At 73.3% G+C, this 26,455-nt stretch carries 3 protein-coding genes (1 of these 3 cut by a window edge); all 3 read left to right on the top strand.

Annotated elements, in window-relative coordinates:
• Tightly spaced (each overlapping or abutting the next), the 3 genes in view from ACZ6S4_RS37035 to ACZ6S4_RS37025 form a layout consistent with a single transcriptional unit that may run on beyond the window.
• Window positions 1-4,983, top strand: partial view of an amino acid adenylation domain-containing protein gene (locus ACZ6S4_RS37035; protein WP_465479379.1) — the 3' portion only. Its footprint begins 5,004 nt before the window's first position; only the last 4,983 of its 9,987 coding nucleotides appear in the window; its start codon lies beyond the left edge, outside the window; it ends in the stop codon at window positions 4,981-4,983.
• A complete protein-coding gene (locus ACZ6S4_RS37030; RefSeq protein ID WP_465479378.1) occupies window positions 4,980-25,238 on the top strand; it encodes a non-ribosomal peptide synthase/polyketide synthase in 20,259 nt (6,752 codons plus the stop codon). The genes ACZ6S4_RS37035 and ACZ6S4_RS37030 overlap by 4 nt, the downstream gene beginning before the upstream one ends.
• Window positions 25,235-26,455 (top strand): MFS transporter, encoded by a 1,221-nt coding sequence (locus tag ACZ6S4_RS37025; RefSeq protein ID WP_465479377.1) that lies wholly within the window; start codon window positions 25,235-25,237, stop codon window positions 26,453-26,455. The genes ACZ6S4_RS37030 and ACZ6S4_RS37025 overlap by 4 nt, the downstream gene beginning before the upstream one ends.

Raw genomic sequence — 26,455 nt, 5'->3', positions numbered from 1 at the left:
GTCGTAGTCCGCGAAGACCCGCCCGGCACCCGCCGCCTGGTCGCCTACGTAGTGCCGCCCACCGGCGGACACCACGACCCGGCACCGCTGCGGGCCGCACTCGCAGCCGAGCTGCCCGGCCACATGGTCCCCGCCGCGTTCGTCTTCCTGGACGCGCTCCCGGTCGACCCGAACGGCAAACTCGACCGCCGCGCCCTCCCCGCCCCCGACCTCACCGCCGCCCCGGACCGGTACGTGGTACCTCGCACCGATACCGAGCGGACCCTCGCGGCCATCTGGGCCGACGTGCTGGGCGTGCCGCGCGTCGGTGTCGAGGACGACTTCTTCGCACTTGGTGGCGACTCCATCCTGAGCATCCAGGTGGTGTCCCGGGCCCGGGCGGCCGGATTGCAGTTCACTTCCCGCGAGCTGTTCCGGCACCCGAGCATCGCGGCGCTGGCCTCGGTCGTCACTGTGGCCGGTCCAGCCACCAGCGACACCGGGCCGGTCACCGGCAGTTCCCCGCTCACCCCGATCCAGCGCTGGCTTCTGGAGACCCGGGGCACCGGCGCAAACCGCTTCGACCAATGGCTCGCTCTCGAATTGACGCCCGGCGTGGATGAGCGGGCGCTGCGGACCGCGCTGACCGCCTTGCTCGGTCAGCATGACGCGCTGCGGGCGCGGTTCCCGGCGACCGGGGACGGTCACCGGATGGAGATCGGACCTCCGGTTGAGGTGAGCCTGATCAGGCGGCGGTTGTCCTCCGCAGCGACGCCTGAGGCGCTGCTGGAGGAGGCGCGGCGGGCCCACGGACCGATCGACCTCGACGGCGGACCGATGCTGCGGGCCACGCTGGTCGACGCCGGCGTGCCGGTGCTGGTGCTCGCGGTGCACCACCTCGTCGTCGACGCCGTGTCGTGGCGGGTGCTGGCCGAGGACCTGGGGCTGGCGTACCGGCAGGCGGCAGCGGGGGAGCCGGTACGGCTGGCCGAGCGCACCACCTCGGTGCTGGAGTGGGCCAGCCGCCTGACGGACTACACCGCCAACGGTGGCTTTGCCGGCGAGCGGGAGCACTGGGCGGCTGTCGGAGCTTGTGAGCCGGCTCTGCCAGTGGAGCGCAGCGGGCCGGACACCGTGGCGGACAGCCGGTCGGTGACCGTGCGGCTGGACCAGGCCGAAACCACGGCCCTGCTGCAGGACGTGCCGGCGGCGTACCGGACGCAGGTCAACGACGTGCTGCTGACCGCGCTCGGCGCCACGCTCGCCGAGTGGACCGGCCGCCCGCGGGTTGTTGTGGATCTGGAGGGCCACGGGCGCGAGGAGATCCTCGACGGCGTCGACCTTTCCCGCACCGTCGGCTGGTTCACGACCGTCTACCCGGTCGTCCTCGAGGTGCCGGTCGCGGATGGCTGGGGCAGCGCGTTGAAGGCGGTGAAGGAACAACTTCGGGCCGTTCCCCGGCGGGGCATCGGTTTCGGGGCGCTGCGCTACCTCGACCGCGACGAGCGACTCGTCGGTTCGGCACCGCAGGTCAGCTTCAACTACCTCGGCCAGCTTGACTTCCCGGCGGGTGCCGACGGCCTGGTCCAGGGCGTGGCCGCTGCGCTCGATCTGGACGACGACCCGGCCGCCGCCCGGCCGCACCTGCTGGAGGTCGTCGGCCGGGTCACTGCCGGCTGCCTCGAGCTGACCTGGTCGTACGGGCGCAACCGGCACGAGCCGCCGACCGTCGCCGCGCTGGCCGAGCGCATGTGTGCCGCCCTGCGCGCGATCGTCAGCCACTGCGCCGAGGCGGGCGCCGGGGGCCGTACCCCGTCGGACTTCCCGCTTGCCCGCCTCGACCAGGCCGCGGTGGACCGCCTGGCCGGGCCCGGCACCGACGTCGAGGACATCTACCCGCTGACCGCGATGCAGGCCGGCATGGCGTTCCACGGCCTGGAGCCGGGCGCGCACGGCGTCTACTTCCAGCAGACCACCTTCGTGCTCGACGGGGTCGAGGATCCCGGGCTGCTCGCTCAGGCCTGGCAGCAGGTGGTGGACCGCACCCCGGTGCTGCGCACCGCGGTGGCGTGGGACGAGCTCGGCGAGCCGGTGCAGATCGTGCACCGCGGCGTACGCGTCCCGGTCACCCACCTCGACTGGACCGGGTACGGCGACACGGACCGCCGCGAGCACCTGCGTTCACTCCTCGACCAGGACCGCACCGAGGGCCTCGATCTGACCCGGGCGCCGTTGCTGCGCCTCGTGCTGGCCCGGCTCTCCGCGACCGAGGTGCGGGTCGTCTGGACCTTCCACCACCTGCTGTTGGACGGCTGGAGCATCTTCCAGGTGCTGTCCGACGTCTTCGCCTGTCACGCCGCACTCCGCCGGGGCATCACGCCCGCGCTGCCGGCCCGGCGGCCGTTCCGTGACTACGTCGCCTGGCTGGGCGAACAGCAGGATGATCTGGCGGAGGTTCACTGGAGGCAGGTGCTGTCGGGCTTGAGTGCGCCTACGCCTCTGCCGTACGACAGGGAACCGGTGCCGGGGACCGGGGCCCGCTCGGCTCAGCGGTACGCCATCACGCTCGACGAGCAGGAGTCGCAGCAGCTGCACGACGTGGCCCGCAGCAACCGGTTGACCCTCAACACGCTGATCCAGGGCGCCTGGGCGTTGCTGCTGTCCCGGCACAGCGGACAGCGTGACGTCTGCTTCGGCGCGACGGTGTCCGGCCGCCCGGCCGGCCTGCGCGGCGCTGACGCCATCACCGGTCTGTTCATCAACACCCTGCCGGTTCGTGTCGACGTCGACCCGGACGCCGGCACCCTGCCCTGGTTGCAGTCGTTGCAGGCCGCGCAGATCGAGGCGCGGCAATTCGAGCACCTTCCGCTCGCCCGGCTCCGTGCGCTCAGCGACGTGCCCGCCGGGACCGGACTCTTCGACAGCATCGTGGTGTTCGAGAACTACCCGATCGACGACGACGCCGCGCGGGCCCACGGGCTGCGGCTGCGGGAGCTGGACGCCGTCGAGACCACCAGCTTCCCGCTCAGCCTGCTGGCCTATCCCGGACCGCGGCTGTCGCTGGCGCTCGGCTACGACCCGGCGTGTTTCGACGAGGACACCGCGCGGCGACTGCTGGAACATCTGCGGGAGCTGTTGACCGCCGTTGCCGAGGACCCGCACCGGCCGGCCGGACAGCTGCCGATGCTGACCGCCGCGGAGCGGGACCTGGTGCTCACCAGGTGGAACGACACCGCCCATCCGGTCCCCGCCGCCACGCTGTCGGACCTGCTGACGGCGCAGGCGGCACGGACCCCGCAGGCGCCGGCGGTCACCTTCGGCGGGGAGACGCTGTCGTACGCCGACCTCGACCGCTGGTCCAACCGGCTCGCGCATCGGCTGATCGCCTCCGGTGCGGGGCCGGAACGGTGCGTGGCGGTGGCGTTGCCCCGCTCGCTGGAGCTGGTCGTGGCCCTGGTGGCGGTGCTCAAGTCCGGGGCCGCGTACCTGCCGGTCGATCCGGAGCTGCCCGCCGCCCGGATCGCGATGATGCTCGACGACGCCCGTCCGGTGCTGGTGCTCGACCGACGGCAGGATGTCAGCGACGCCTCGGGTCCCGAGCGCACCCCGGACGACGCCGACCGGCTCGCGCCGCTCAGTCCGGCCGGCCCGGCCTACGTCATCTTCACCTCCGGCTCAACCGGGCGACCCAAGGGTGTGGCCGTGCCGCACGAGGGCATCGTCAACCGGTTGCTGTGGATGCAACACGAGTACAACCTCGGCCCCGATGACGTGGTCCTGCAGAAGACGCCGGCCAGTTTCGACGTGTCGGTCTGGGAGTTCTTCTGGCCGCTGATCGTCGGCGCACACCTGGTCGTGGCCAGGCCGGAGGGTCACAAGGACCCGGCCTACCTCGCCGCCCTCATTCGTGAGGCACGGGTGACGACCGTCCACTTCGTACCGTCGATGTTGCGGGCTTTTGTGGCCGAGCCCACGGCCGCGGGCTGCACCGGATTGCTCCGGGTGATCTGCAGCGGCGAGGCCCTGCCGGCCGATGTCGCCGCCGCATTCCACGCACTGCTGCCGGTCGGCCTGCACAACCTGTACGGCCCCACGGAGGCGTCCGTCGACGTCACGTATTTCCCGTGTCCACCGCAGTCCCGGTCCGCGGCTGTTCCGATCGGGCGGCCGGTGTGGAACACCCGCACCTACGTCCTCGACCGCGACCTGCGACCCGTGCCACCGGGCGTGCCCGGCGAGCTCTACCTGGCCGGGGTGCAGCTGGCTCGGGGCTACCTGAACCGGCCCGGCCTGACCGCGCAGCGTTTCGTCGCCGACCCGCACGGCGGCCCCGGCAGCCGGATGTACCGCACCGGCGACCTGGCCCGCTGGCATCCGGACGGCACGCTGGGCTTCCTCGGCCGCACCGACGACCAGGTCAAGATTCGCGGCTTCCGGATCGAGCCGGGTGAGATCGAGGCCGCATTGCGCCGGCTGCCCGGCGTGACCCAGGCGGTGGTCCTGGCCCGCGATGACCGCTTGATCGCGTACGTCGTACCCATGCCCGGTCCTGGGCCGGAACCGGCCGATCTGCGCGACCGGCTCGCCGCCGATCTGCCGCAGCACATGATTCCGTCGGCCTTCGTCGTCCTGGACCGGCTTCCGTTGAGTCCCAACGGCAAGCTCGACCGCGCGGCGCTGCCCACCCCGGACCGCTCCGACACGACCGGCGCTGAGCCCGTGGCTCCCCGCACCGACGCCGAAGGTGTCATCGCCGGGATCTGGTCCGAGGTGCTCGGCACCGACCGGGTCGGTGTGCACGACAGCTTCTTCGACCTGGGCGGCGACTCGATCCGCGGCATGCTCGTCGCCTCCCGCACCGGCACCGCCTTCGGGCTGCCCCTGAGCCCTCGCGACATCCTCAGCGCCCGCACCGTGGCTGCCCTGGCCGAGCTCGTGGAGGACCGGATCCTCCGCGAGCTGGAGAGCCTCGCGTCCGGCGCCGGCACCGACGAACCCCGATGAAGGAGCACCTCTTGCCGTCCCCGCAGCAGAGCCGTACGGCCGCCCTGCCCGCGCACCTGCAGCAGCTCCTCCGCCAGCGACTGGCCGGATCGGCGCCCGCCACGACGGTCGCCGACCCGATCCCGCCCGCCCCGCGGGGCGAGCCGCTGCCACTGTCGTTCTCGCAGCAGCGGCTCTGGTTCCTGGACCGCTTCCAGCCCGGCGAGGCCGAGTACAACAGCGCGTTCGCGATGCGCCTCAGCGGCCCGCTCGACCTGGCCGCGCTGACCACGGCGGTACGGGCACTGGCCACCCGGCACGAATCGCTGCGGACCACCTTCGACGACATCGACGGCGCGGCGGTTCAGGTCGTGCACCCGGTGCCGGACCTTTACGTCCCGCTGGTCGACCTGGCCTCCGGAGCCGACCTGGAACAGGTGCTGTACGAGTCGTACTCGGTGCCGTTCGACCTGCGGACCGGTCCGCTGTTCCGGGTCACGGTGTTCCGCCTTGGGGAGCAGGAGCACGTGCTGCTGCTGGCCGCCCACCACATCGTCACCGACGGCTGGTCGATGGGCGTGCTGACCGAGGACCTGGCCGCCCTCTACGAGGCCGCTCACCACGGCACCTCAGGTGAGCTGCCTGAGCCGGCCCTGCGGTACGCCGACTTCGCCGTCTGGCAGCGCCGCCGCGCCACCGGTGAGGAGGCTCGCAGGCACGCCGACTACTGGGCCGGACGGCTCGCCGGACTGCAACCGCTGGAGTTGCCCACCGATCGGCCGCGCCCCGCGGTGCGCACGTCGCACGGTGCGGTGCACCGGTTCGCCGTGCCCGCCGCCGTCGCTGACCGGCTGGCCGACCTGGCCCGCGCCAACGACACCACTCTGTTCACCGCCCTGACCGCGGCCTGCACCCTGCTCTTCTCTCGCTATGCCGGACAGGACGACGTCGCGCTGGGCACGGTCGTCTCCGGGCGTAACCGGCCGGAACTCGAACGGCTCGTGGGCTTCTTCGTCAACACGGTGGTGCTGCGTTCCCGGGTGGACGAGCGCGGGACCTTCGCCGACCTGCTGGCCGAGGTGCGCGGTACTGCGCTGGACGCGTTCGCCCATGACGACGTGGCGTTCGAGCGGCTGGTGGAGGCAGCCGGCGCGGCCCGCGATCCCAGTCGTAACCCGCTGTTCGACGTCATGGTGCTGCTGCACGACGAACGCCGCGCTGCCCCGCGGCTGAGTGGCCTGCGTGTCGAGGAGATCGAGCTGTCGCGTCGAGCGGCCACTGTGGACCTGTCGGTGGAGTTCGAGCGGCGCTCCGGCGCTCTGTCCGGGTTCGTGGAGTACAACACCGACCTGTTCGACGCCGTGACCGTCGAGCGGATGACCCGGCACCTGCTTGGTCTGCTCGACGCGGTCACCACGGCGCCCGGGCGGCGCCTGGCCGAGCTGGAGCTGCTCAGCGCCGGCGAACGCGATCAGGTGCTGCGGCAGTGGAACGCCACCGATGCCGACTTCCCCGCCGGCACCTTCGGTGAACTGTTCGAGGCTCAGGTGAGCCGCACCCCGGATGCCACCGCCCTGGTGTGCCGGGACACGACACTGACGTACCGGGAGCTGGACGCGCGGGCGAACCGGCTCGCCCGGCTGCTCGTGCGGCGCGGTGCCGGGCCGGAACGGGTGGTGGCGCTGGCCCTGCCCCGTACGGCCGAGATGATCGTGGCGTTGCTGGCCGTGCTGAAGGCGGGTGGCGTGTACCTGCCCGTCGATCCGGACCTGCCAGCAGACCGCATCGCCTTCGTGCTGGACGATGCCGCGCCGGTGCTGACCCTGACGGCCGGAAGCAGTTCGCTGCCGGCCGGGACTGCCGGGCTGGCGCTGGACGACCCGGCTGTCCGGGCGGAACTCGACGGGTTCGCCGACAGTCGCCTTGCTGACGCCGAGCTGCTCGGCCGGGCGGGTCCGCGGCACGCCGCCTACGTCATCTACACCTCCGGCTCCACCGGCCGGCCCAAGGGCGTCACGGTTGAGCACCGGCAGCTCGTCAACCTGTTCCACCATCACCGCCAGGGCCTGACGGCGGCCGCGGGCGGACGACTTCGGGCGGCCTTGACCGCGGCGTTCTCCTTCGACACTTCATGGGAAGGTCCGCTGCTCATGGCGGACGGGCACGAGCTGCACGTCATCGACGAACAGACCCGGCTCGACCCGCGCGCCCTGGTGGACTACATCCGCGCACACCGCATCGACTTCCTCGACCTGACGCCCTCGTACCTGCAGCAGCTGCTGCCCGCCGGACTGCTCGCCGACGACGCGCATCGGCCGGCCGTGCTCATGCTGGGTGGCGAGGCGCTGAGCGAGTCGCTGTGGCGGGAGCTGGGCGCGGTGCCCGGCACGACGGCGTACAACTTCTACGGGCCGACCGAGTGCACCGTGGACGCGCTGTCCTGCGAGGTCGGTGCCGGGACACGTCCGGTGGTCGGGCGCCCGCTGCGCAACGTGCGGGCGTATGTGCTCGATGCCTCCCTGCGGCCGGTGCCGATCGGCGTGGCGGGGGAGCTGTATCTCGCCGGGGAGCAGGTGGCCCGGGGCTACCTGAACCGCCCGGGGCTCACCGCCGAGCGTTTCCTGGCCGACCCGTTCGGCGCCGGTGGCGGGCGGATGTACCGCACCGGTGACCGGGTGCGGTGGACCGCCTACGGGCAGCTGGACTATCTCGGGCGCGCCGACGAGCAGGTCAAGGTGCGCGGTTACCGGATCGAGCCGGGCGAGATCGAAGCCGTGTTGCATGCCGTCCCGGGTGTCGCCGAGGCGGCCGTCATCGCCCGCGACGACGACGCCGGGCACCGCCGCCTGGTCGCGTACGTCGTGCCCGCGAACCCGCAGGACGCGCCGGACAGCACCGCTCTGCGCACCGAACTTCGACGGCAGCTGCCCGACTACATGGTGCCCACGGCGTACGTCGTGCTGGACCGGCTGCCCACCACGCACACCGGCAAGCTGGACCGCCGCGCCCTGCCCGCCCCGAGCGGTCCGGCCACCGATCAAGCCGACCACGTGGCTCCCCGCACTGCCACCGAACGGCAGCTCACCGAAATCTGGGCCACTGTGCTGGGCGCCGAGCGGGTCGGGGTGACGGACAACTTCTTCACCCTGGGCGGAGACTCGATCCTGAGTATCCAGGTGGTGTCCCGGGCCCGGCAGGCTGGTCTGCGGCTGACCTCACGTGACGTCTTCCTGCACCAGAGCATCGCCGAGCTGGCCCTCGTGACGGGCGCCGCCGAGGCTGGCGAGGCGGCACCGGTCATCGCCGGCCCGGCCCCGCTCACCCCGATCCAGCACTGGTTCTTCGGCACGTACGGGCCGCTGCGGCACTTCACCATGTCGATGCTGCTGGACTTGGCCGCCGACGTGGACGAGGAGGTGCTGGGCCGGGCGCTGCACGCGGTCGTGCGTCACCACGACGGGCTCCGGCTCACCTTCACCACCGGAGCCGAAGGTACGGTTCAGCAACCTGTCGTTGTCCCCGTGGCGCTGGCCGTGCGCGATCTGCCCGATGATGCCGCGCTGGAAGAGGCCGCCGCCGAGCTGCGCGCCGCTCTGGACCTGGAGACCGGGCGGATGTTCGCCGCTGTGCTGGCGCGGTCCGGCTCCGGCCGGCCACCGCGGCTGCTGCTGGTGGCTCACCACCTCGTCATGGACGGGGTCTCCTGGCGGATCGTGCTGGAAGATCTGGAGACGGCGTACCGGCAGCTGGCCGGGGCGCAACCGGTGGCGTTGCAGCCGGTGACAACTCCGTTCACCCAGTGGGCACACCGGCTGGCCGCCCACGTCACAGCCGGCGGCCTCGACGACGCGCGGGCGTACTGGGCGGGCACCGGCGAGGCCGTGGCACTGCCCAGGGATCACGACGGCGCGGCCACGGGGCAATCGACGCGGGCGGTGACCGTCCGGCTGGGCCGCGACGACACCGACGCGCTCCTGCACCGGGTGCCGCCGCTCTACCGCACCCAGGTCAACGACGTGCTGCTCAGCGCCCTGGGCCGGGTGCTGGCCGACTGGACCGGCCGGGACCGGGTCGCGGTCGCCTGCGAGGGCCACGGCCGTGAGGAGCTGCTCGACGGCGTCGATCTGTCGCGGACCGTCGGCTGGTTCACGACCCAGTTCCCGGTGACGCTGGATCTGCCCGCGGCGCCGGACTGGGGCCGGACCCTGCTTGCCGTCAAGGAACAGCTGCGCGCGGTGCCGCACCGGGGACTCAGCTACGAGGCCCTGCGCTACCTGTCGCCCACGGCCACCGCATCAGGGGGAGGTGCGCTACCTCAGGTTTGCTTCAACTACCACGGCCGGTGGGACGCCGCCCAGGCCACCGGACTGGTCCGGGCCCGGCACGACGGCGTCGGACCTGAGCTGGATCCCGGGCAGGCGCCGGCGTACCTGCTGGACATCGCCGGGCTGGTCGAGGACGGGGAGCTGCGGCTGAGCTGGCTCTACAGCGCCGACGTCCACGACGAGCACACCGTACGGCGGCTCGCCGAGGCCATGCTCGACGCGTTGCGTGAGATCGTCGCGCACTGCGCCGACCCCCGGGCCGGCGGCCGTTCGCCCGCCGACTTCCCGCTGGCCCGCCTGGACCAGGCCGGTGTGGACCGGGTCGCCGGCGACGGCCGCAACGTCGAGGACGTCTACCCGCTGACCCCGCTGCAGGCCGGCATGGTCTTCCACAGCCTGGTCGACGAGGACTCCGGCGTGTACGCCGACCGGACCCAGCTGCGGCTCGGTGGCGTCACGGACCCCGCTGCCCTGGCCACCGCCTGGCAGCGCGTTGTCGACCGGACGCCGGCCCTGCGTACCGCTGTGGTCTGGGAAGGGGTCGACCAGCCGGTGCAGGTGGTGCACCGCGAGGTCACCCTGCCCGTGACACACCACGACTGGCGAACCCTGGACGCCGCCGCCCGCGCCGCCGCCCTGCGCAGCCTGCTGGCCGAGGACCGGGCCGCCGGACTGGAGCTGACGGCCGCCCCGCTGATGCGGCTCGCCATCGCCCGCACCGCCGACGACGAGGTCCTCGTCGTGTGGACCTCGCACCACGTGCTGCTCGACGGCTGGAGCGTCGGGCAGGTCTTCACCGAGGTCGCCGAGCAGTACGCGGCCATCGTCCGCGACCGGGCACCCCGTCCGGTGCACCGCCGCCCGTTCCGCGACTACCTTGCCTGGCTCGCCGGCCAGGACACCGGCCAGGCCGAGCGGTACTGGCGCGGAGTCCTCGCCGGGCTGAGCGCGCCGACCCCGCTGCCCTACGACCGCCAGCCGGTCGAGGCGCACCGCACCGAATCCGCCGAGACCATCCGGCTGCGCCTGGCCGAGCCGGAGTCCGCCGCGCTGCGTCAAGCCGCGCAGCAGTACGGGCTGACCGTCAACACTGTCGTGCAGGGCGCCTGGGCGTTGCTGCTGTCGCGGTGCAGCGGCGAGAACGACGTCGTCTTCGGCACGACCGTCTCCGGACGTCCGGCTGAGCTGCCGGACGTCGAGTCGATGATCGGCATGTTCATCAACACCGTGCCGACCCGGGTCTCCGTGCCGGACGGCGAGCCGGTGGGAGAGTGGCTGCGCGGCCTGCAACAGGCGCAGAGCGAGGCCCGTCGCTTCGACTGGGCCGCCCTGTCGCAGCTGCGCGCCTGGAGCGAGGTGCCCGCGGGTACCAATCTGTTCGACAGCGTCGTGGTGTTCGAGAACTACCCGTACGACGAGGCCACCGTCGCCGCCGGGGAGCTGCGGCTGCGCGAGGTGCGGGCCGGCGACACCACCAACTTCCCGCTGGCGCTGAGCGCGTACCTGGCCGACGGGCTACGGCTGGAGCTGGCGTACGACCCGCGGCTGTTCGACGCCGCAACCGCGCAGGGTCTCGCGGAACGGCTGCGACTGTTGCTCGGGGCGTTCGCCACCGATCCGCGGCAATCGGTGTCCACGTTGGAGTGGGTGACCGCCGAAGAGCGGCGGCGGGTGCTGACCGAGTGGAACGCCACCGGTCTCGCCGTACCGGACACGACCTTCCCGGCCGTCTTCGCCGAGCAGGCCCGCCGTACCCCGGACGCCACCGCCCTGGTCTTCCGGAGCACCCGGCTGACCTTCGCCGAGCTCGACGCCCGGGCCAACCGGCTCGCTCACCTGCTGATCCGGGCCGGAGTGGGCCCGGAGCGGGTCGTCGCCGTCGCGCTGCCGCGCGGCGCCGACAGCGTGGTGGCGATTCTCGCGGTGCTCAAGGCCGGCGGCGTCTACCTGCCCGTCGATCCCACGCTGCCGGCCGAACGGGTGGACCTGCTGTGCCGCGACGCCCGCGCCACCGTGGTGCTGTGCGCGGACGGACAGCACGCCGCAGACCTGCCCGTGCTCAGGCTCGACACCCGGGCCACTGCCCGCAAGCTCGCCCGCTGCCCCGAGACCTGCCCGAGCGACAGCGACAGGACAGGTCCGCTGCATCAGGAGAACTCCGCCTACCTCATTTACACCTCAGGCTCAACAGGTCGACCTAAAGGCGTGCTGGTCGAGCACCGGCAGCTCACCACCCTGTACTACGACCACCTCACCGAGCTGATCGAGCCGGAGAGCCAAGCCGCCGGCCGGCCGCTGACGGTGGCGCTGACGGCGACGTTCTCCTTCGACACGTCGTGGGAAGGCTTACTGTTCCTGGCCGCGGGCCACCAGCTGCACGTGATCGACGACGACACCCGGCTCGACCCGGATGCGCTCGTCGGCTACATCGCCGAGCACCGCGTTGATCTGCTCGACGTCACTCCCTCGTACGCGCGGCAGTTGGTTCCGGCCGGGCTGCTCGACGACGCCCGGCCGTTCCCGCGGGTGGTCATGCTCGGCGGTGAGGCGGCCGAGCCCGACCTCTGGCGTGCCGTCGCGGCCAGTCACGTCACCGGCTACAACTACTACGGGCCGACGGAGTGCGCCGTCGACTCGGTGTCGTGCCGTATCAGCGACGCCGACCGGCCCGTCATCGGCCGGCCCGGGCGCAACCAGCGTGCGTACGTTCTGGACCGCGGCCTGCGGCCGGTGCCGCCGGGGGTTACCGGTGAGCTGTACATCGCGGGGGACCAGGTCGCTCGCGGCTACCTGGACCGGCCGGGGCTGACTGCCCAGCGGTTCGTCGCCGACCCGTTCGGTGCGGCTGGGGCCCGGATGTATCGGACCGGCGACCTGGTCCGCTGGACCGGTGCTGGGCTGCTGGAGTATCTCGGGCGTGCCGACGAGCAGATCAAGATTCGCGGCTTCCGGATCGAACCGGGTGAGATCGAGGCGGCCCTGCTCGCGGATCCCGCGATCGCCGCGGCCGCGGTCGTCGCCCACGAGTCCGCCACCGGCACGCGGCGCCTGGTCGCCTACCTGGTCGCCGCCTCGGCTCCCGCCACCGCCACCGCCACCGCCACCGCCACCGCCACCGGCACCGCGCAGCCGCAGTCGCAGCTGGAGCCGTACCCGCACGGGCAGGCTCACCCGCAGCGGGAGAGGGAGCAGAGCCGCAGGCCGCAGCTTCCCGCGGCCGACGAGCTCCGCTCGCGCCTGAGCCGCACCCTGCCCGACTATTTGATCCCAGCGGCATTCATCGGCGTCGCCGAACTGCCGATGACCAGCAGCGGCAAGCTCGACCGCAGGTCACTGCCCGAGCCCGACTTCGGCACCGGTACGCGCAACGAGCACGTCCCGCCCCGCACCCCGGCCGAACGGCTCGTGGCCCGCATCTGGTGCGAGGTCCTCGGAGTCGAGCGGGCCGGCGCCACGGACTCGTTCTTCGAACTCGGCGGTGACTCGATCCTCAGCATGCGGGTCACCTCGCGGCTGCGGGAGGCCTCCGGTGTCCGGGTGTCGCCGCGCGCGGTGTTCGCCGCACCGACGCTGGCCGGCCTCGCCGCGCTGCTGGACATCGGCGCGGGCACGGGCACGGAGAACACCGGGACCATCTCCCGGGTGGACCGGCGCGGGCCGCTGCCACTGTCGTTCGCCCAGCAGCGGCTGTGGTTCCTGGACCAGTTCGCTCCCGGCGGCACGGAGTATGTGTCCCCGCTGACGCTGCGCCTGACCGGATCCCTGGACACGGACGCCCTGAGCACGGCGCTGACCGCACTGGTGGCCCGGCACGAGTCGCTTCGCACGACCTTCGACACCGTCGACGGCCGCGGCGTGCAGGTGATCGGAGAGCCGTATGAGGTGACGCCGAAGCTGCGTGACCTCCTTACGCCGGCCGAGCCGGCGTCGACCGGTACCACGCCGGCCCAGATGACGCTGGGCGAGTCCGCGCCGGCCGAGGTCACGCCGGGCGAGTCCGCGCTCGCCGAGACCGCGCTGCACGAGGTGCTGGCCGCCGAGGCGAGCCGCCCGTTCGACCTGCGCACCGGCCCGCTCCTGCGCACCCTCCTGGTACGCACCGCCCCGGACGATCACATCCTCCTGCTGACCCTGCACCACATCGTCACTGACGGCTGGTCAGGCGGCATCCTCACCGACGAGCTAGCCGTTCTGTACGCAGCCGCCCTCCAAGGCGAACAGGCCACCCTCCCCGCCCTCACCCTCCAGTACGCCGACTTCGCCGTCTGGCAACGAGCCCAGCTCGCCGGCCCCACCGCCGAGACCCAGCTCGACTACTGGCGCGGCCAACTCGCCGGCGTCGCCCCGCTGGAGCTGCCCACCGACCGTCCTCGCCCGGCAGTCCGCACCTCGGCCGGCGCCATGCACGCCTTCACCGTCCCGCCCGAGCTTGCCGATCAGCTGCACCGCCTCGGCGGAGCCCACGACTGCACTCTCTTCACCACCCTGGTCGCCGCCTGCCAGCTCCTGGTGAGCCGCTGGTCCGGACAGGACGACATCACTCTGGGCACCGTCACCTCCGGGCGCGAACACCCCGGCCTCGACCGGGTCGTCGGTTTCTTCGTCAACACTGTCGTGCTGCGCTCGCGGCTCGACGCGCGGCAGCCGTTCACCGAGCTGCTGGCCCAGGCGCGGGAGACCGTACGCGGCGCCTTCGCCCATCAGGACGTGCCGTTCGAACGGCTCGTCGACGAGCTGCGCCCGGTTCGGGACACCAGCCGCAACCCGCTGTTCGACGTGCTGATCGTGCTGCAGAACCTTCCTGGCGACCCGCCTGCGCTGCCCGGGCTCACTGTGGCCGAGCTGCCGCCGCCCGTGGTCACGGCGAGCCACGACCTGGCCATCGAGTTCGAGGAACGCGACGGGGTGCTGGCCGGCGCCATCGAGTACAACACCGACCTGTTCGACGCTGCCACGATCGCGCGGATGGCCGGGCATCTGGTCGTGCTGCTGGGGGCGCTGGCCGACGACCCGGCCCGGCCGCTCGGTGAGATGCCACTGCTGACCGGCGGCGAACGGCAGGAGATCCTCGCGTACCAGCGCGGTCCGGTGCTGGACGCGCCGCGCGCGACGTTCCCTGAGCTCGTTGCGGCGCAGGCCGCCCGGGTTCCGCAGGCGACGGCCGTGGTGTGCGGTTCCGTGTCGCTGACCTATGCCGAGCTCGACGCGCAGGCGAACCGGCTGGCTCACGTGCTCCTGAGCCGCGGCTGTGGTCCGGAGTCGATCGTGGCGGTGGCCCTGCCGCGCAGCGCCGAGCTGGTCGTGGCCCTGCTCGCCGTGCTGCGGGCGGGCGCCGCGTATCTGCCGATCGATCCGGAGCAGCCGGCCGGCCGGACGGCGGCCGTGCTGACCGACGCGGATCCGGTCCTGGTGCTCGCCGCGCCGGATACCGCTGGTCTGCCGGCCGGCCTCGCCGTGCTGAGCCCGTCCGACGTGGACGGGGATACCGCAATGCCGGTGCCGCCGCTTCCGGGTACCACCGCGTACGTCATCTACACCTCAGGCTCCTCAGGCCGACCCAAAGGTGTCGCGGTGGAGCACCGGCAACTGACCAACCTGCTCGCCCACCACCGCGCCGGGTTCCTCGCCGGCTTCGCGCAGCGGCACGGGGATCGGCCGCTGCGGGCAGCACTCGCGGCTTCCTTCACCTTCGACGCCTCACTGGAGGAACTGCTGCTGCTCGCGGGCGGCCACGAGGTGCACGTCATCGAGGACGCCGTCCGCCTCGACGCGGACGCCTTCGCCGGTTACGTCGCCGATCACCGGATCGACCTGGTCGACGTCACCCCGTCGTACGCCCGGCACCTGCTCGCCGCGGGCCTGCTGACCACCGATCGGCACCGGCCGGGCACCCTGCTGCTCGGCGGCGAGGCCCTCGGTGACGGACTCTGGCAGGAGCTGAGCCACACGCCCGATGTCGCCGCCTACAACATGTACGGTCCCACCGAGTGCACAGTGGACGCGCTCGCTGCGCCGGTCACCGGGTCGGTGCGGCCGGTCCTGGGTCGTCCGCTGCCCAACATGCGTGCGTACGTGCTCGATGAGCGGCTGTCCCCGGTGCCGGCGGGCGTACCCGGCGAGTTGTACCTCGCCGGTGCCCAGGTGGCCCGCGGCTACCTGCACCGGCCGGGCCGCACAGCGGGGCAGTTCCTCGCCGACCCGTACGGCCCGGCGGGGGAGCGGATGTACCGCACCGGCGACCGGGCCCGGTGGACGGCCGACGGGACGGTGGAGTTCCTCGGCCGGGCCGACGATCAGGTCAAGATCCGCGGCTTCCGGGTGGAGCCCGGCGAGGTCGAGGCGGCGCTGCTGGCCCGGCCCGGCGTCAAGGAAGCGGTGGTGGTCGCCCATGCGGACCCGGCTGGTCACCAGCGGCTGGTCGCGTACCTGGTCACCGACGACGGCCGGGACCCGGGCAGCACCGTGCTGCGCTCCTGGCTCAAGCAGTCGCTGCCCGACTACCTGGTCCCCTCGGTGTTCGTGCTGCTGGACCGGTTGCCGGTCACCGCGAGCGGCAAGGTCGACCGGCGGGCGCTGCCGGCGCCGGCCCTGCCGGCCGGGGAGGACCGCGAGTACGTCGCCCCGCGCTCCGAGATCGAGCGGCAGCTCGCCGAGATCTGGGCCGGTGTGCTGGGCGCGGACCGGGTCGGTGTCACGGACAACTTCTTCACCCTCGGCGGCGACTCCATCCTGAGCATCCAGGTGGTGTCCCGGGCCCGGCAGGCCGGGCTGCGGGTCAGCTCCAAGGACATCTTCCTGCACCAGAACATCGCCGAGCTGGCGCTGGTGGCCGGCACCGCGACGGCGCCCGAGGCGGCACCCGCCGTCGCCGGGCCGGCGCCGCTGACCCCGATCCAGCACTGGTTCCTCGACCACGAGCCGGTCCACCGCGGCCACTTCGCCATGTCGATGCTGATGGACCTGCCCGCCGACGTCGACCGGGCCGCCCTCGCGGTGGCGCTGCACGCGGTGGTCACCCACCACGAGGCGCTGCGGATGCGGTTGCACCACGGACCCGAGGGCTGGTCCCAGCAGTCGGCCGAGGCGATCGGCGTGCCCCTGGACGTCCACGATCTGTCCGCGCTCAGCGCGGAGGAACTACCGGCGGCGGTGGACCGCCACGCGCTCGACGCCCAGCGCGGCCTCGACATCGCCCACGGCCCGATGCTGCGCGCCGTGGTGTTCACGTTCGGGCCGGACACGTCCGCCTCGGCCGAACACGAGAACGGATCGAACGGCCAGGGCCACGGCCACGGCCAGGGCCAGGGCCAGGGTCAGAGCCAGGACCAGGGCCACGGCCGCGCACCGCGGCTGCTGCTCGTCGTGCATCACCTCGTCATCGACGGGGTGTCCTGGCGGATCCTGCTGGACGATCTGCAGACGGCGTACCGGCAGGCAGCCGCCGGCAGACCGGTCGAGCTGCCCCCGGTCGGCACCGCCTACACCGGCTGGGCGCAGCGGCTCGCCGCACTCGTCGCCGCCGGTGGGCTCGACGACGCCCTGCCGTACTGGACCCGGGCGGTCCGCGAGGCCACGGCCGAGCTGCCGGTCGACCGCCAGGGCCCCAACACCACGGCCACGGCCCGCAACGTGACCGTCCGGCTGTCCCCGGCCGACACCGACGCGCTGCTGCACCAGGTACCCCCGGTGTATCGCACCCAGGCCAACGACGTGCTGCTCAGTGCCCTGGGCCGGGTGCTCGCCGAGTGGACCGGCCGGGAGCGCGTGCTGCTCGCCCTGGAGGGCCACGGCCGCGAGGAGCTGTTCGACGACGCCGACACCTCCCGCACGGTCGGCTGGTTCACCGCCGAGTTCCCGGTCTCGCTGAACGTGCCGGCCGGCGACTGGGCGGGAGTGCTCACCGGCGTCAAGGAACAGCTGCGCGCGGTGCCGCACCGAGGTCTCAGCTTCGGCGCGCTGCGTTACCTGAGCCGGGCCGACGGTCCGGGGGCGGCGCTGCGCGGGCTGCCGATGCCGCAGATCTGCTTCAACTACCACGGTCAGTGGGACGTCGACGCCGAGCCGGACGGGCTCTACCGGGCCTGGCACCCGGGTGCCGGGCAGGACGTCGCGCCGGAGAGCAACCGCGGCTACCTGATCGAGATCACCGGCGCGGTCACCGACGGTTGCCTGCAACTCGACTGGACCTACTCGCACGAGGTGCACGACGAGGCCACCGTACGCCGGCTGGCCGACGCCATGGTGGCGGCGCTGCGCGACATCGTGGCGCACTGCGCCTGGCCCGGCGCCGGTGGGCGCAGCCCGTCGGACTTCCCGCTCGCCGCCCTGGACCAGGCCGCGGTCGACCGGCTGGCCGGCGACGGCCGCGACGTCGAGGACATCTACCCGCTGACCCCGCTGCAGGCCGGCATGCTGTTCCACAGCCTGGTCGACGCCGGTTCCGGTGCCTACGTGGACCAGGTACGGGTCCGGCTGTCCGGGGTGAGCGACCCGGCCGCGCTGGCCGAGGCCTGGCAGCGGGTCATCGACCGGACGCCGGTGCTGCGCAGCGCCGTGGCCTGGGAAGGGCTGTCCCGGCCCGTGCAGGTGGTGCGGCGCCGGGCGACCGTGCCCGTTGTTCACCTTGACCTGAGCTCCCGGTCCGCGCAGGAACGCGACGCCGAACTCGAACGACTGTCGGCGGAGGACCGCGCCACTGAACTGGATCTGACCCGGGCGCCGCTGCTGCGGCTGGCGATCGTGCGGCTCGGCCCGGACGAGGTGCTGCTCAGTTGGAGCTCGCACCACATCATGCTGGACGGCTGGAGCACCGCCGCGGTCTTCGCCGAGGTCTGCGAGCAGTACGCCGCGATCACGTCCGGCCGCGCACCGCAGCTGAGCCCGCGGCGCCCGTTCCGCGACTACCTGTCCTGGCTCGCCGCGCAGGACGGCGCCGAATCACAGCGCTACTGGCGTGGCGTGCTCGCCGGCGTTGAGGCACCGACCCCGCTGCCGTATGACCGCGCGCCCGTCGACACCCACCGCACCGAGTCCTCGCAGTCGCTGCGGCTCGAACTGAGCCCGCAGGAGTCGGCGCTGCTGCACGCCACCGCCCGCGCGAACGGCCTGACCGTGAACACCGTCGTGCAGGGCGCCTGGGCGCTGCTGCTGTCGCACTACAGCGGCGAACGGGACGTGTTGTTCGGCACCACGGTCTCCGGGCGGCCCGCCGAGCTCGCCGGGGTGGAGTCGATGATCGGCATGTTCATCAACACCCTGCCCACCCGCGCGCTCATCAGCGACGACGCAGACCTCGCCGGCTGGCTGCGGGCCCTGCAGATCGAGCAGAGCGAGGCCCGGCGCTACGACTTCGCCTCGCTGGCCGACCTGCGCGCGTGCAGCGACCTCCCGCCCGGCGGCGCCGGACTGTTCGCGAGCATGGTGGCCTTCGAGAACTACCCGATCGATGCCGCGGGGGAGGGGCCGGGGCTGCGGGTCGGTGAGGTCGAGGGGATCGACACCACGACGTTCGCCCTCTGCCTGACCGCGTACCTTGACGACCGGCTGCGCTTCGAGCTCGCCTACGATCCCGCGCTGTTCGACGCGGGCACGGTGGCGACGCTCGCCGGGCGGCTGCGTACCCTGCTCGACGGGATCGCGGCGGACCCGCACCGCACGCCGGACCGGCTGCCGTGGCTGTCCGACGCCGAGTGCGAGCAGGTCCTGGTTTCCTTCAACGCCACGGACCGGCCGACGCCGGCCGGCACGCTGACCGGGCTGCTCCAGGAGCAGGCCGTGCGGACCCCGCGGGCGCGGGCGGTGGTGTTCGAGGACGACGAGCTCAGCTACGCCGATCTGGACGCCCGGGCCCGAGAGCTGGCGGCGCGGCTCGTGGCGGCCGGCGCGGGCCCGGAGACGTGCGTGGCCGTCGCGCTGCCGCGCTCGGCCGAGTTGGTGGTGGCGCTGGTGGCCGTGCTGTACGCCGGGGCCGCGTACCTGCCGATCGAGGCGGACCTGCCCGCCGAGCGGGTGGCGTTCATGCTGAGCGACGCCCGGCCGGTGCTGGTGCTGGACCGGCTCGAGACTGTGCGCGCCGGTGCCGGCCTGCCCGCGCCGGCCGCCGGACCGCTGCCTGAGGTGGCTGACGGCAACCCCGCCTACGTCATCTACACCTCCGGTTCGACGGGCCGGCCCAAGGGGGTGGCGGTACCGCACCAGGGCATCGTCAACCGGCTGCAGTGGATGCAGCATGAGTACGGCCTGGCCGCCGACGACGTGGTCCTGCAGAAGACCCCGGCCGGCTTCGACGTGTCGGTCTGGGAGTTCTTCTGGCCGCTGACCGTCGGCGCCACCCTGGTGGTGGCGCGGCCGGACGGGCACCGTGACCCGGCCTACCTCGCGGACGTCATTCAGCGGCACCGGGTGACGACCGTCCACTTCGTACCGTCGATGCTGCGGGCCTTCGTGGCCGAGCCGGCCGCCGCGGGCTGCACCGGGCTGCGCAGGGTGATCTGCAGCGGCGAGGCGCTTCCCGGTGACCTCGTCACCGCGTACCAGCGGGTGCTGGCGGCCGGCCTGCACAACCTGTACGGCCCCACCGAGGCCTCGGTCGACGTGACCTCCTTCGCCTGTCCGCCCGGCTGGGACGCGTCTCCGGTGCCGATCGGCCGCCCGGTCTGGAACACCCGCACGTACGTCCTCGACCGCCGGCTGCGCCCGGTGCCGCCCGGCGTACCCGGGGAGCTCTACCTCGCCGGGGTGCAACTGGCCCGCGGCTACCTGCATCGGCCCGGCCTGACCGCCGAACGCTTCCCGGCCGACCCGTACGGCGCCGCCGGGAGCCGGATGTACCGCACCGGCGACGTGGCCCGCTGGACCGCCGACGGCTTGCTCGAGTACCTGGGCCGCACGGATCACCAGGTGAAGATCCGCGGCCAGCGGATCGAGCTCGGCGAGATCGAGGCGGCGCTCGGTGCCCACCCGGCGGTCCGGGACGTCGCCGTGCTCGCCCGCGAGGACCGGCCCGGTGGACCACGTCTGGTCGGCTATCTGGTCCCCGGACCGGATGCGACCGTGCCGGACACCGCCGAGCTGCGGACGTTCCTGCGGCGGGACCTGCCGGAGCACATGGTTCCCGCGGTGTTCGTCACCCTCGACCGACTGCCGCTGACCGCGAGCGGCAAGCTGGACCGCCGGGCTCTGCCCGCGCCCGGCGAGGACGGCTTGGTGGCGCCCGGGCATGTCGCGCCGCGCACCGAGGCTGAACGGGTGGTCGCCGCGGCCTGGTCCGAGATCCTCGGCGTGGCCGAGGTCGGCGCCGAGGACGACTTCTTCGCCCTGGGTGGCGACTCGATCCTCAGCATCGGCCTCACCTCCCGGCTGCGCGAGGCCTTCGGCGTGCAGCTGTCACCGCGCGCCGTCTTCGACCACCCCACCGTCGCCGGGCTGGCCGCCGCGCTCACCGTGCCGGCCGGTACGCCCGACACCGCCGGCATCACGCCGCTGCCCCGGGACCGGGCGCTGCCGCTCTCGTTCGCCCAGCAGCGGCTGTGGTTCCTGCACGAGTTCGACCCCAGCTCCACCGAGTACGTGACCCCGACCGCGGTACGCCTGACCGGAACTCTGCGCACCGACGCCCTCCGCAGTGCGCTGGACGCCCTCGTGGCCCGGCACGAGTCGCTGCGCACCACCTTCCGGGCCGGCGCGGACGGAGTCGCCGAGCAGGTGATCCAGCCGCCGGGACCGGTGCCGCTGGAGGAGCAGCAGCTCGGCGACCCGGCCCGGCTCGGCGAGGTGCTCGCCGCCCACACCGGCCGCCCGTTCGATCTGGCCGCCGGGCCGCTGCTGCGGGCGGTCCTGATCCGCCTCGCCGACGACGAGCACGTCCTGCTGCTCGTGCTGCACCACATCGTCACCGACGGCTGGTCGACCGGGGTGATCATGACCGAGCTGGCGGAGCTGTACGCCGCCCGGCCCGCGCGCCTGCCGGAGTTGCCGGTGCAGTACGCCGACTTCGCCGCCTGGCAACGCGAACGGCTCACCGGGCCGTTGCTGGACGAACAGCTCGGCTACTGGCGGGAGACCCTCTCCGGCGTCCCGACGCTGGAACTGCCGTACGACCGGCCCCGCCCACCCGTGCACACCCAGCACGGCGCGGTCCACGAGTTCCGGGTGCCGCCGGCCCTCGCCGCGCGGCTGACCGGGCTCGGCCGGCAGCACGGCGGCACGCTGTTCACCACCCTGGTGGCCGCCTGCCAGCTGCTGCTCAGCCGCTGGTCCGGGCAGGACGACGTGGCCGTCGGCACGGTCACCTCCGGCCGGGACCGGGCCGAGCTGGAGAGCCTCGTCGGCTTCTTCGTCAACACGGTGGTGCTGCGCACCCTGGTCGACGGCAACGGTTCGTTCGCCGATCTGCTCGGCCGGGTCCGGCAGACCGTGCTCGGCGCGCTCGCCCACCAGGACGTGCCGTTCGAGCGGCTCGTCGACGAGCTGCGCCCGGCCCGCGACACCAGCCGGACGCCGCTGTTCCAGGTCATGGTGGTGCTGCAGAACCTGCCGGGGGAGGCGCCGGAGCTGCCGGGGCTGCGCACCGAGCCGGTCGAGCTGCCGATGACCGCGGCCGGTTTCGACCTGACCGTGGAGTTCGAGGAGTCGCCTGCCGGCCTCGACGTGGCCCTGACCTACAACACCGACCTGTTCGACGCCGCCACTGTCGCGCGGATGGCCGGCCACCTGACGGCCCTGTTCGAGGCGATCGCCGCCGATCCGGACCGCCCGGTCGCCCGGCTGCCCATGCTGAGCGAAGCGGAACGGCAGCACCTGCTGACCGGGCTCAACGACACCGCCCGGCCGGTGCCGCCGGCCACTCTCGACCAGCTGTTCGCCGCGCAGGTGGCCCGGACGCCGCAGGCCCCGGCCGTGCTGCACGACGACGGGGAGATCAGCTACGCCGAGCTGGACGACCGGGTCAACCGGCTGGCCCGGCTGCTGATCGAGCGCGGCGCCGGACCGGAATCGATCGTCGCGCTGGTGCTGCCCCGGTCACCGGAGATCGTGGTGGCCCAGCTGGCGGCGGGCCGGGCCGGGGCCGCGTACCTGCCGGTGGACCCGGCCTATCCGGGCGACCGGATCGCCTTCATGCTCGAGGACGCCCGTCCGGTGCTCACGGTGACCCGCGCGGACCTGGCGGCGAGCCTGCCGGAGGGACCGGTCCTGATCGTGCTCGACGACCCGGCGGTCGGCGCCGCGCTCGCCGGTCAGCCCACGGCTCGGGTGACCGCCGCGGACCGCCGCGCGCGGCTGGACCCGGCCCATCCGGCCTACGTCATCTACACCTCCGGGTCCACCGGCCGTCCCAAGGGGGTCAGCGTCACCCACGCCGGGGTGGCGAGTTTCTCGGCGGCGGAGATCGAGCACTTCGCGGTCCGGCCCGGTGACCGGGTGCTGCAGTTCGCCTCGCCCAGCTTCGACGCCTCGGTGCTGGAGCTGTGCATGGCGCTGCCCGCGGGGGCCGCCCTGGTGGTGCCGCCGCCGGGTCCCCTGGTCGGCGAGCAGCTGCGGGAGGTGCTGGCCGGGCGCCGGGTGACGCACGCGCTGATCCCGCCGGCCGCGCTGGCCACCGTCGGCGAGGCCGGGCTGCCGGACCTCGGCACGCTGATCGTCGGCGGCGACGCCTGCGGTCCGGAGCTGGTCGCACGCTGGGCGCCGGGCCGGCGCATGATCAACGCGTACGGCCCGACCGAGTCCACGGTGGTCACCTCCTGGACCGGACCGCTGGCCCCGGGCGGCGTGCCGCCGATCGGCCGGCCGATCCGCAACACCCGGGTGTACGTGCTCGACGCCGCCCTCCAACCCGTGCCCGTGGGCGTCGCCGGTGAGCTGTACGTCGCCGGGGCCGGCCTGGCCCGCGGCTACCTGCACCGGCCCGGCCTGACCGCCGAACGTTTCCTCGCCGATCCGTTCGGTGCCGCCGGCAGCCGGATGTACCGCACCGGTGACCTGGCCCGCTGGACCACCACCGGGGAGCTGGAGTTCCTCGGCCGGGCCGACGACCAGGTCAAGATCCGCGGGTTCCGGATCGAACCGGGGGAGGTGGAGGCCGCGCTCACCGCACATCCCGCGGTCGCTCAGGCCGTGGTGATCGCGCGCGAGGACCGGCCGGGCAGCAAGCGCCTGGTCGCGTACGTGGTGCCGCCGGCCGGGGACTCGGCGCCCGGAACCGTGGAGCTGCGTGAGTTCCTCGGCCGGAGCCTGCCCGACTACCTGGTCCCGGCCGCGTTCCTGGCGCTGCCGGCGCTGCCGGTGACCGCCAACGGCAAGCTCGACAAGCGTGCCCTGCCCGCCCCGGACCCGGCGGCTCCCGAACCGGGGGCCGGGTATCTGGCCCCGCGCACCGACACCGAGCGGGCGCTGGCCGGGATCTGGGGTGACGTGCTGGGCCTGGACCGCGTCGGCGTGCACGACAATTTCTTCGACGTGGGCGGCGACTCCATCCTGAGCATCCAGGTGGTCTCCCGGGCCCGGCAGACCGGCCTGCACCTGACCACCAAGGACCTGTTCCTGCACCAGGACATCGCGGCGCTGGCCGAGGCGGTCACCGTGGTCGGTGCCGGCGACGCCGGGCGGGCACCGGTCGTGGGCGAGGTGTCGCTGACGCCGATCCAGCGCTGGTTCTTCGACACCCACACCGCCAACCCGCACCACTTCAACCAGGCGGTGATGCTGGAACTGCCGGCCGAGGTGGACGAGGCGGCGCTGGGCGCGGCCCTGACCGCCCTGGTCACCCAGCACGACGCCCTGCGGTCGGTGTTCACCCGGGGTCCCGCCGGGTGGCGCCAGGAGATCGCGCCACCGGACGACGCCGGGGTGCTGCGCCGGCATCTGCTGCCGGCGGCCGGCGACGACGAGCAGCAGGCGGCGCTGGAGAAGGTCGCCGAGGACGTGCACGCCTCGTTCGACCTGCACCGGGGTGGGCTGCTGCGGGCTGTGCTGTTCGACCGCGGGGACGGGCGGCGGCCGTACCTGCTGCTGGTCGTGCACCACCTGGTCGTGGACGGGGTGTCCTGGCGGATCCTGCTCGACGACCTGGAGACCGCGTACGGCCAGCTCACCCGGGGTGGACCGGTGGACCTGGGCGCCCGGACGACCTCCGTACAGGAATGGGCGCAGCGCCTGACCGCGCACGTCGCCGCCGGAGCGTTCGACGGTGAGGTGGACTACTGGGCGGCCGGTGCCGATGCCGAGGCGCCGCCGCGGGAGGCGCCGGCGGAGACATCGGCCGCGCCGATGCGGACGGTGTCCGTGGCGCTGAGCGCCGACGACACGGACGCCCTGCTGCGGGTCGCCCCGGGCAGCTACCGGACGCGGATCAACGACGTGCTGCTGGCCGCGCTCGCCTGGGCGCTGTCCCGGTGGAGCGGCCAGGACCGGGTACGCGTCCAGCTGGAGGGCCACGGCCGCGAGGACATCCTGGACGGTGTGGACCTGTCCCGTACGGTCGGCTGGTTCACCACGATGTACCCGGTCGCGCTGGAGGTCGGCGCCGGCACCGAGCCGCAGTGGCGCACGCTGATCAAGTCGATCCGCAAGCAGTTGCGGGCGGTGCCGGGTAACGGGCTGGGCTACGGCGCCCTGCGCTACCTCGGCGACGAGCGGTCCCGGGAACTGCTCGGCGGCGAGCGCCAGGACCCCGAGGTGGTCTTCAACTACCTCGGGCAGTGGGACGCCCGCTCCCAGGAGACCGGGACGACGCTCTACCAGGCGTCGCACCCGGCACCCGGGCAGGACCACGATCCCCGCGACCGCACCGCGCGGGCCCTCGAGGTGGTGGGTTCGGTGCACGGCGGCGAGCTGGAGTTCTCCTGGTACTTCCAGCCCGGCCGGCACGACCCCGCTGCGGTGCAAGCGGCGGCCGAGGCCTTCGCCACGGCGTTGCGGGCCATCGCGCACGACTGCCGGCAGGGGCGGGGATGACCGTCCCGCTGTCCCGCAACCGCGACTACCGGCTGTTGTGGCTGAGCCAGGCCTGCGCCGAGTTCGGCCACAACGCCACCGCGATCGCGTTCCCGCTGCTGGTGCTGGCGGTGACCGGCTCGACCGCCGCGTCCGGGCTGGTGCTGGGGACGATCGCCACCGCGCAGCTCGTCGCCGGGTTGCCCGCCGGGGCCCTGGCGGACCGGTGGAACCGCAAACGGGTGCTGCTGGCCTGCGAGGCGGCGCAGGCGGTGGCGGTCGGCAGCCTGGTGGCGGCGCTGCTGCTGGACGTGGCCACGGTGGCCCACATGGTGGTGGTGGCGGCGGTGCTGGGTGGCTGCACGGCGCTGTTCGAACCGGCCGAGGACGCGACCCTGGCCGCCGTGGTGCCGGAGGACCAGCTGTCCGCGGCGGTCGCGTCGAACGGGGCCCGTACCTCGCTCGGGCAGCTCGCCGGCACCGCCGCCGGGGGATTTCTGTTCGCCGCGGCCCGGGTCCTGCCGTTCGTGGTGGACGCCGCCACCCACCTGGTGTCGTTCGTGGCCCTGGCCTTCCTGCGGGTGCCGCCCCGGGACACGCCGCCGGCGCCGGTGCGCAACCTGGGCCCCGAGATCGTGGCCGGGCTGCGCTGGGCGTGGCAGCACCGGACCATCCGGATCACCACCCTGTACGCGGCGCTGCTCAACCTGTTCTTCAGCGCCTTCTACCTGGTGGTCATCGTGCTCGCCCAGCGCCGCGGCACGCCGCCCGGCGAGATCGGCGTCATGGCCGCGATGCTGGGCGCCGGTGGGGTGGTGGGCGCCCTCGCCGCCCCCTACCTGCAACGGGTGCTCAGCCCGTACGTGTCCATCGCCTCGGTCTTCTGGGTCCTGGCCGTGCTCACCCCGGTGACCGCGCTGGTGCACGGCGGCTACCTGATCGGAGCGATCTTCGCGGGCATGGCCCTGCTGGTCCCGACCGCGAACACCACCATCGTGACGCAGCAGCTGATCAGCACCCCGGACGAGCTGCGGGGCCGGCTCAGCGGCGTGCTCGCCCTGCTCACCGGGGTGGCCGGTGCGGCCGGGCCGGTGCTGGGCGGGCTGCTGACGGCGGTGGTGCCCGGCACCACGGCGGTGCTCGTCTGCGCGGCGGGCATCGCGGCGGTGACCGTCTCGGTCACCGCCAGCAAGGTACTGCGCGAGTTTCCCCGGCCCCGGGTCCCGGTGGCCGGGTAG

The organism is Actinoplanes sp. NPDC051405 (genome assembly GCF_055586185.1).
The sequence above is the reverse complement of the archived record's forward strand: the minus strand, read 5'-3'. Positions and strand labels throughout refer to the sequence as shown.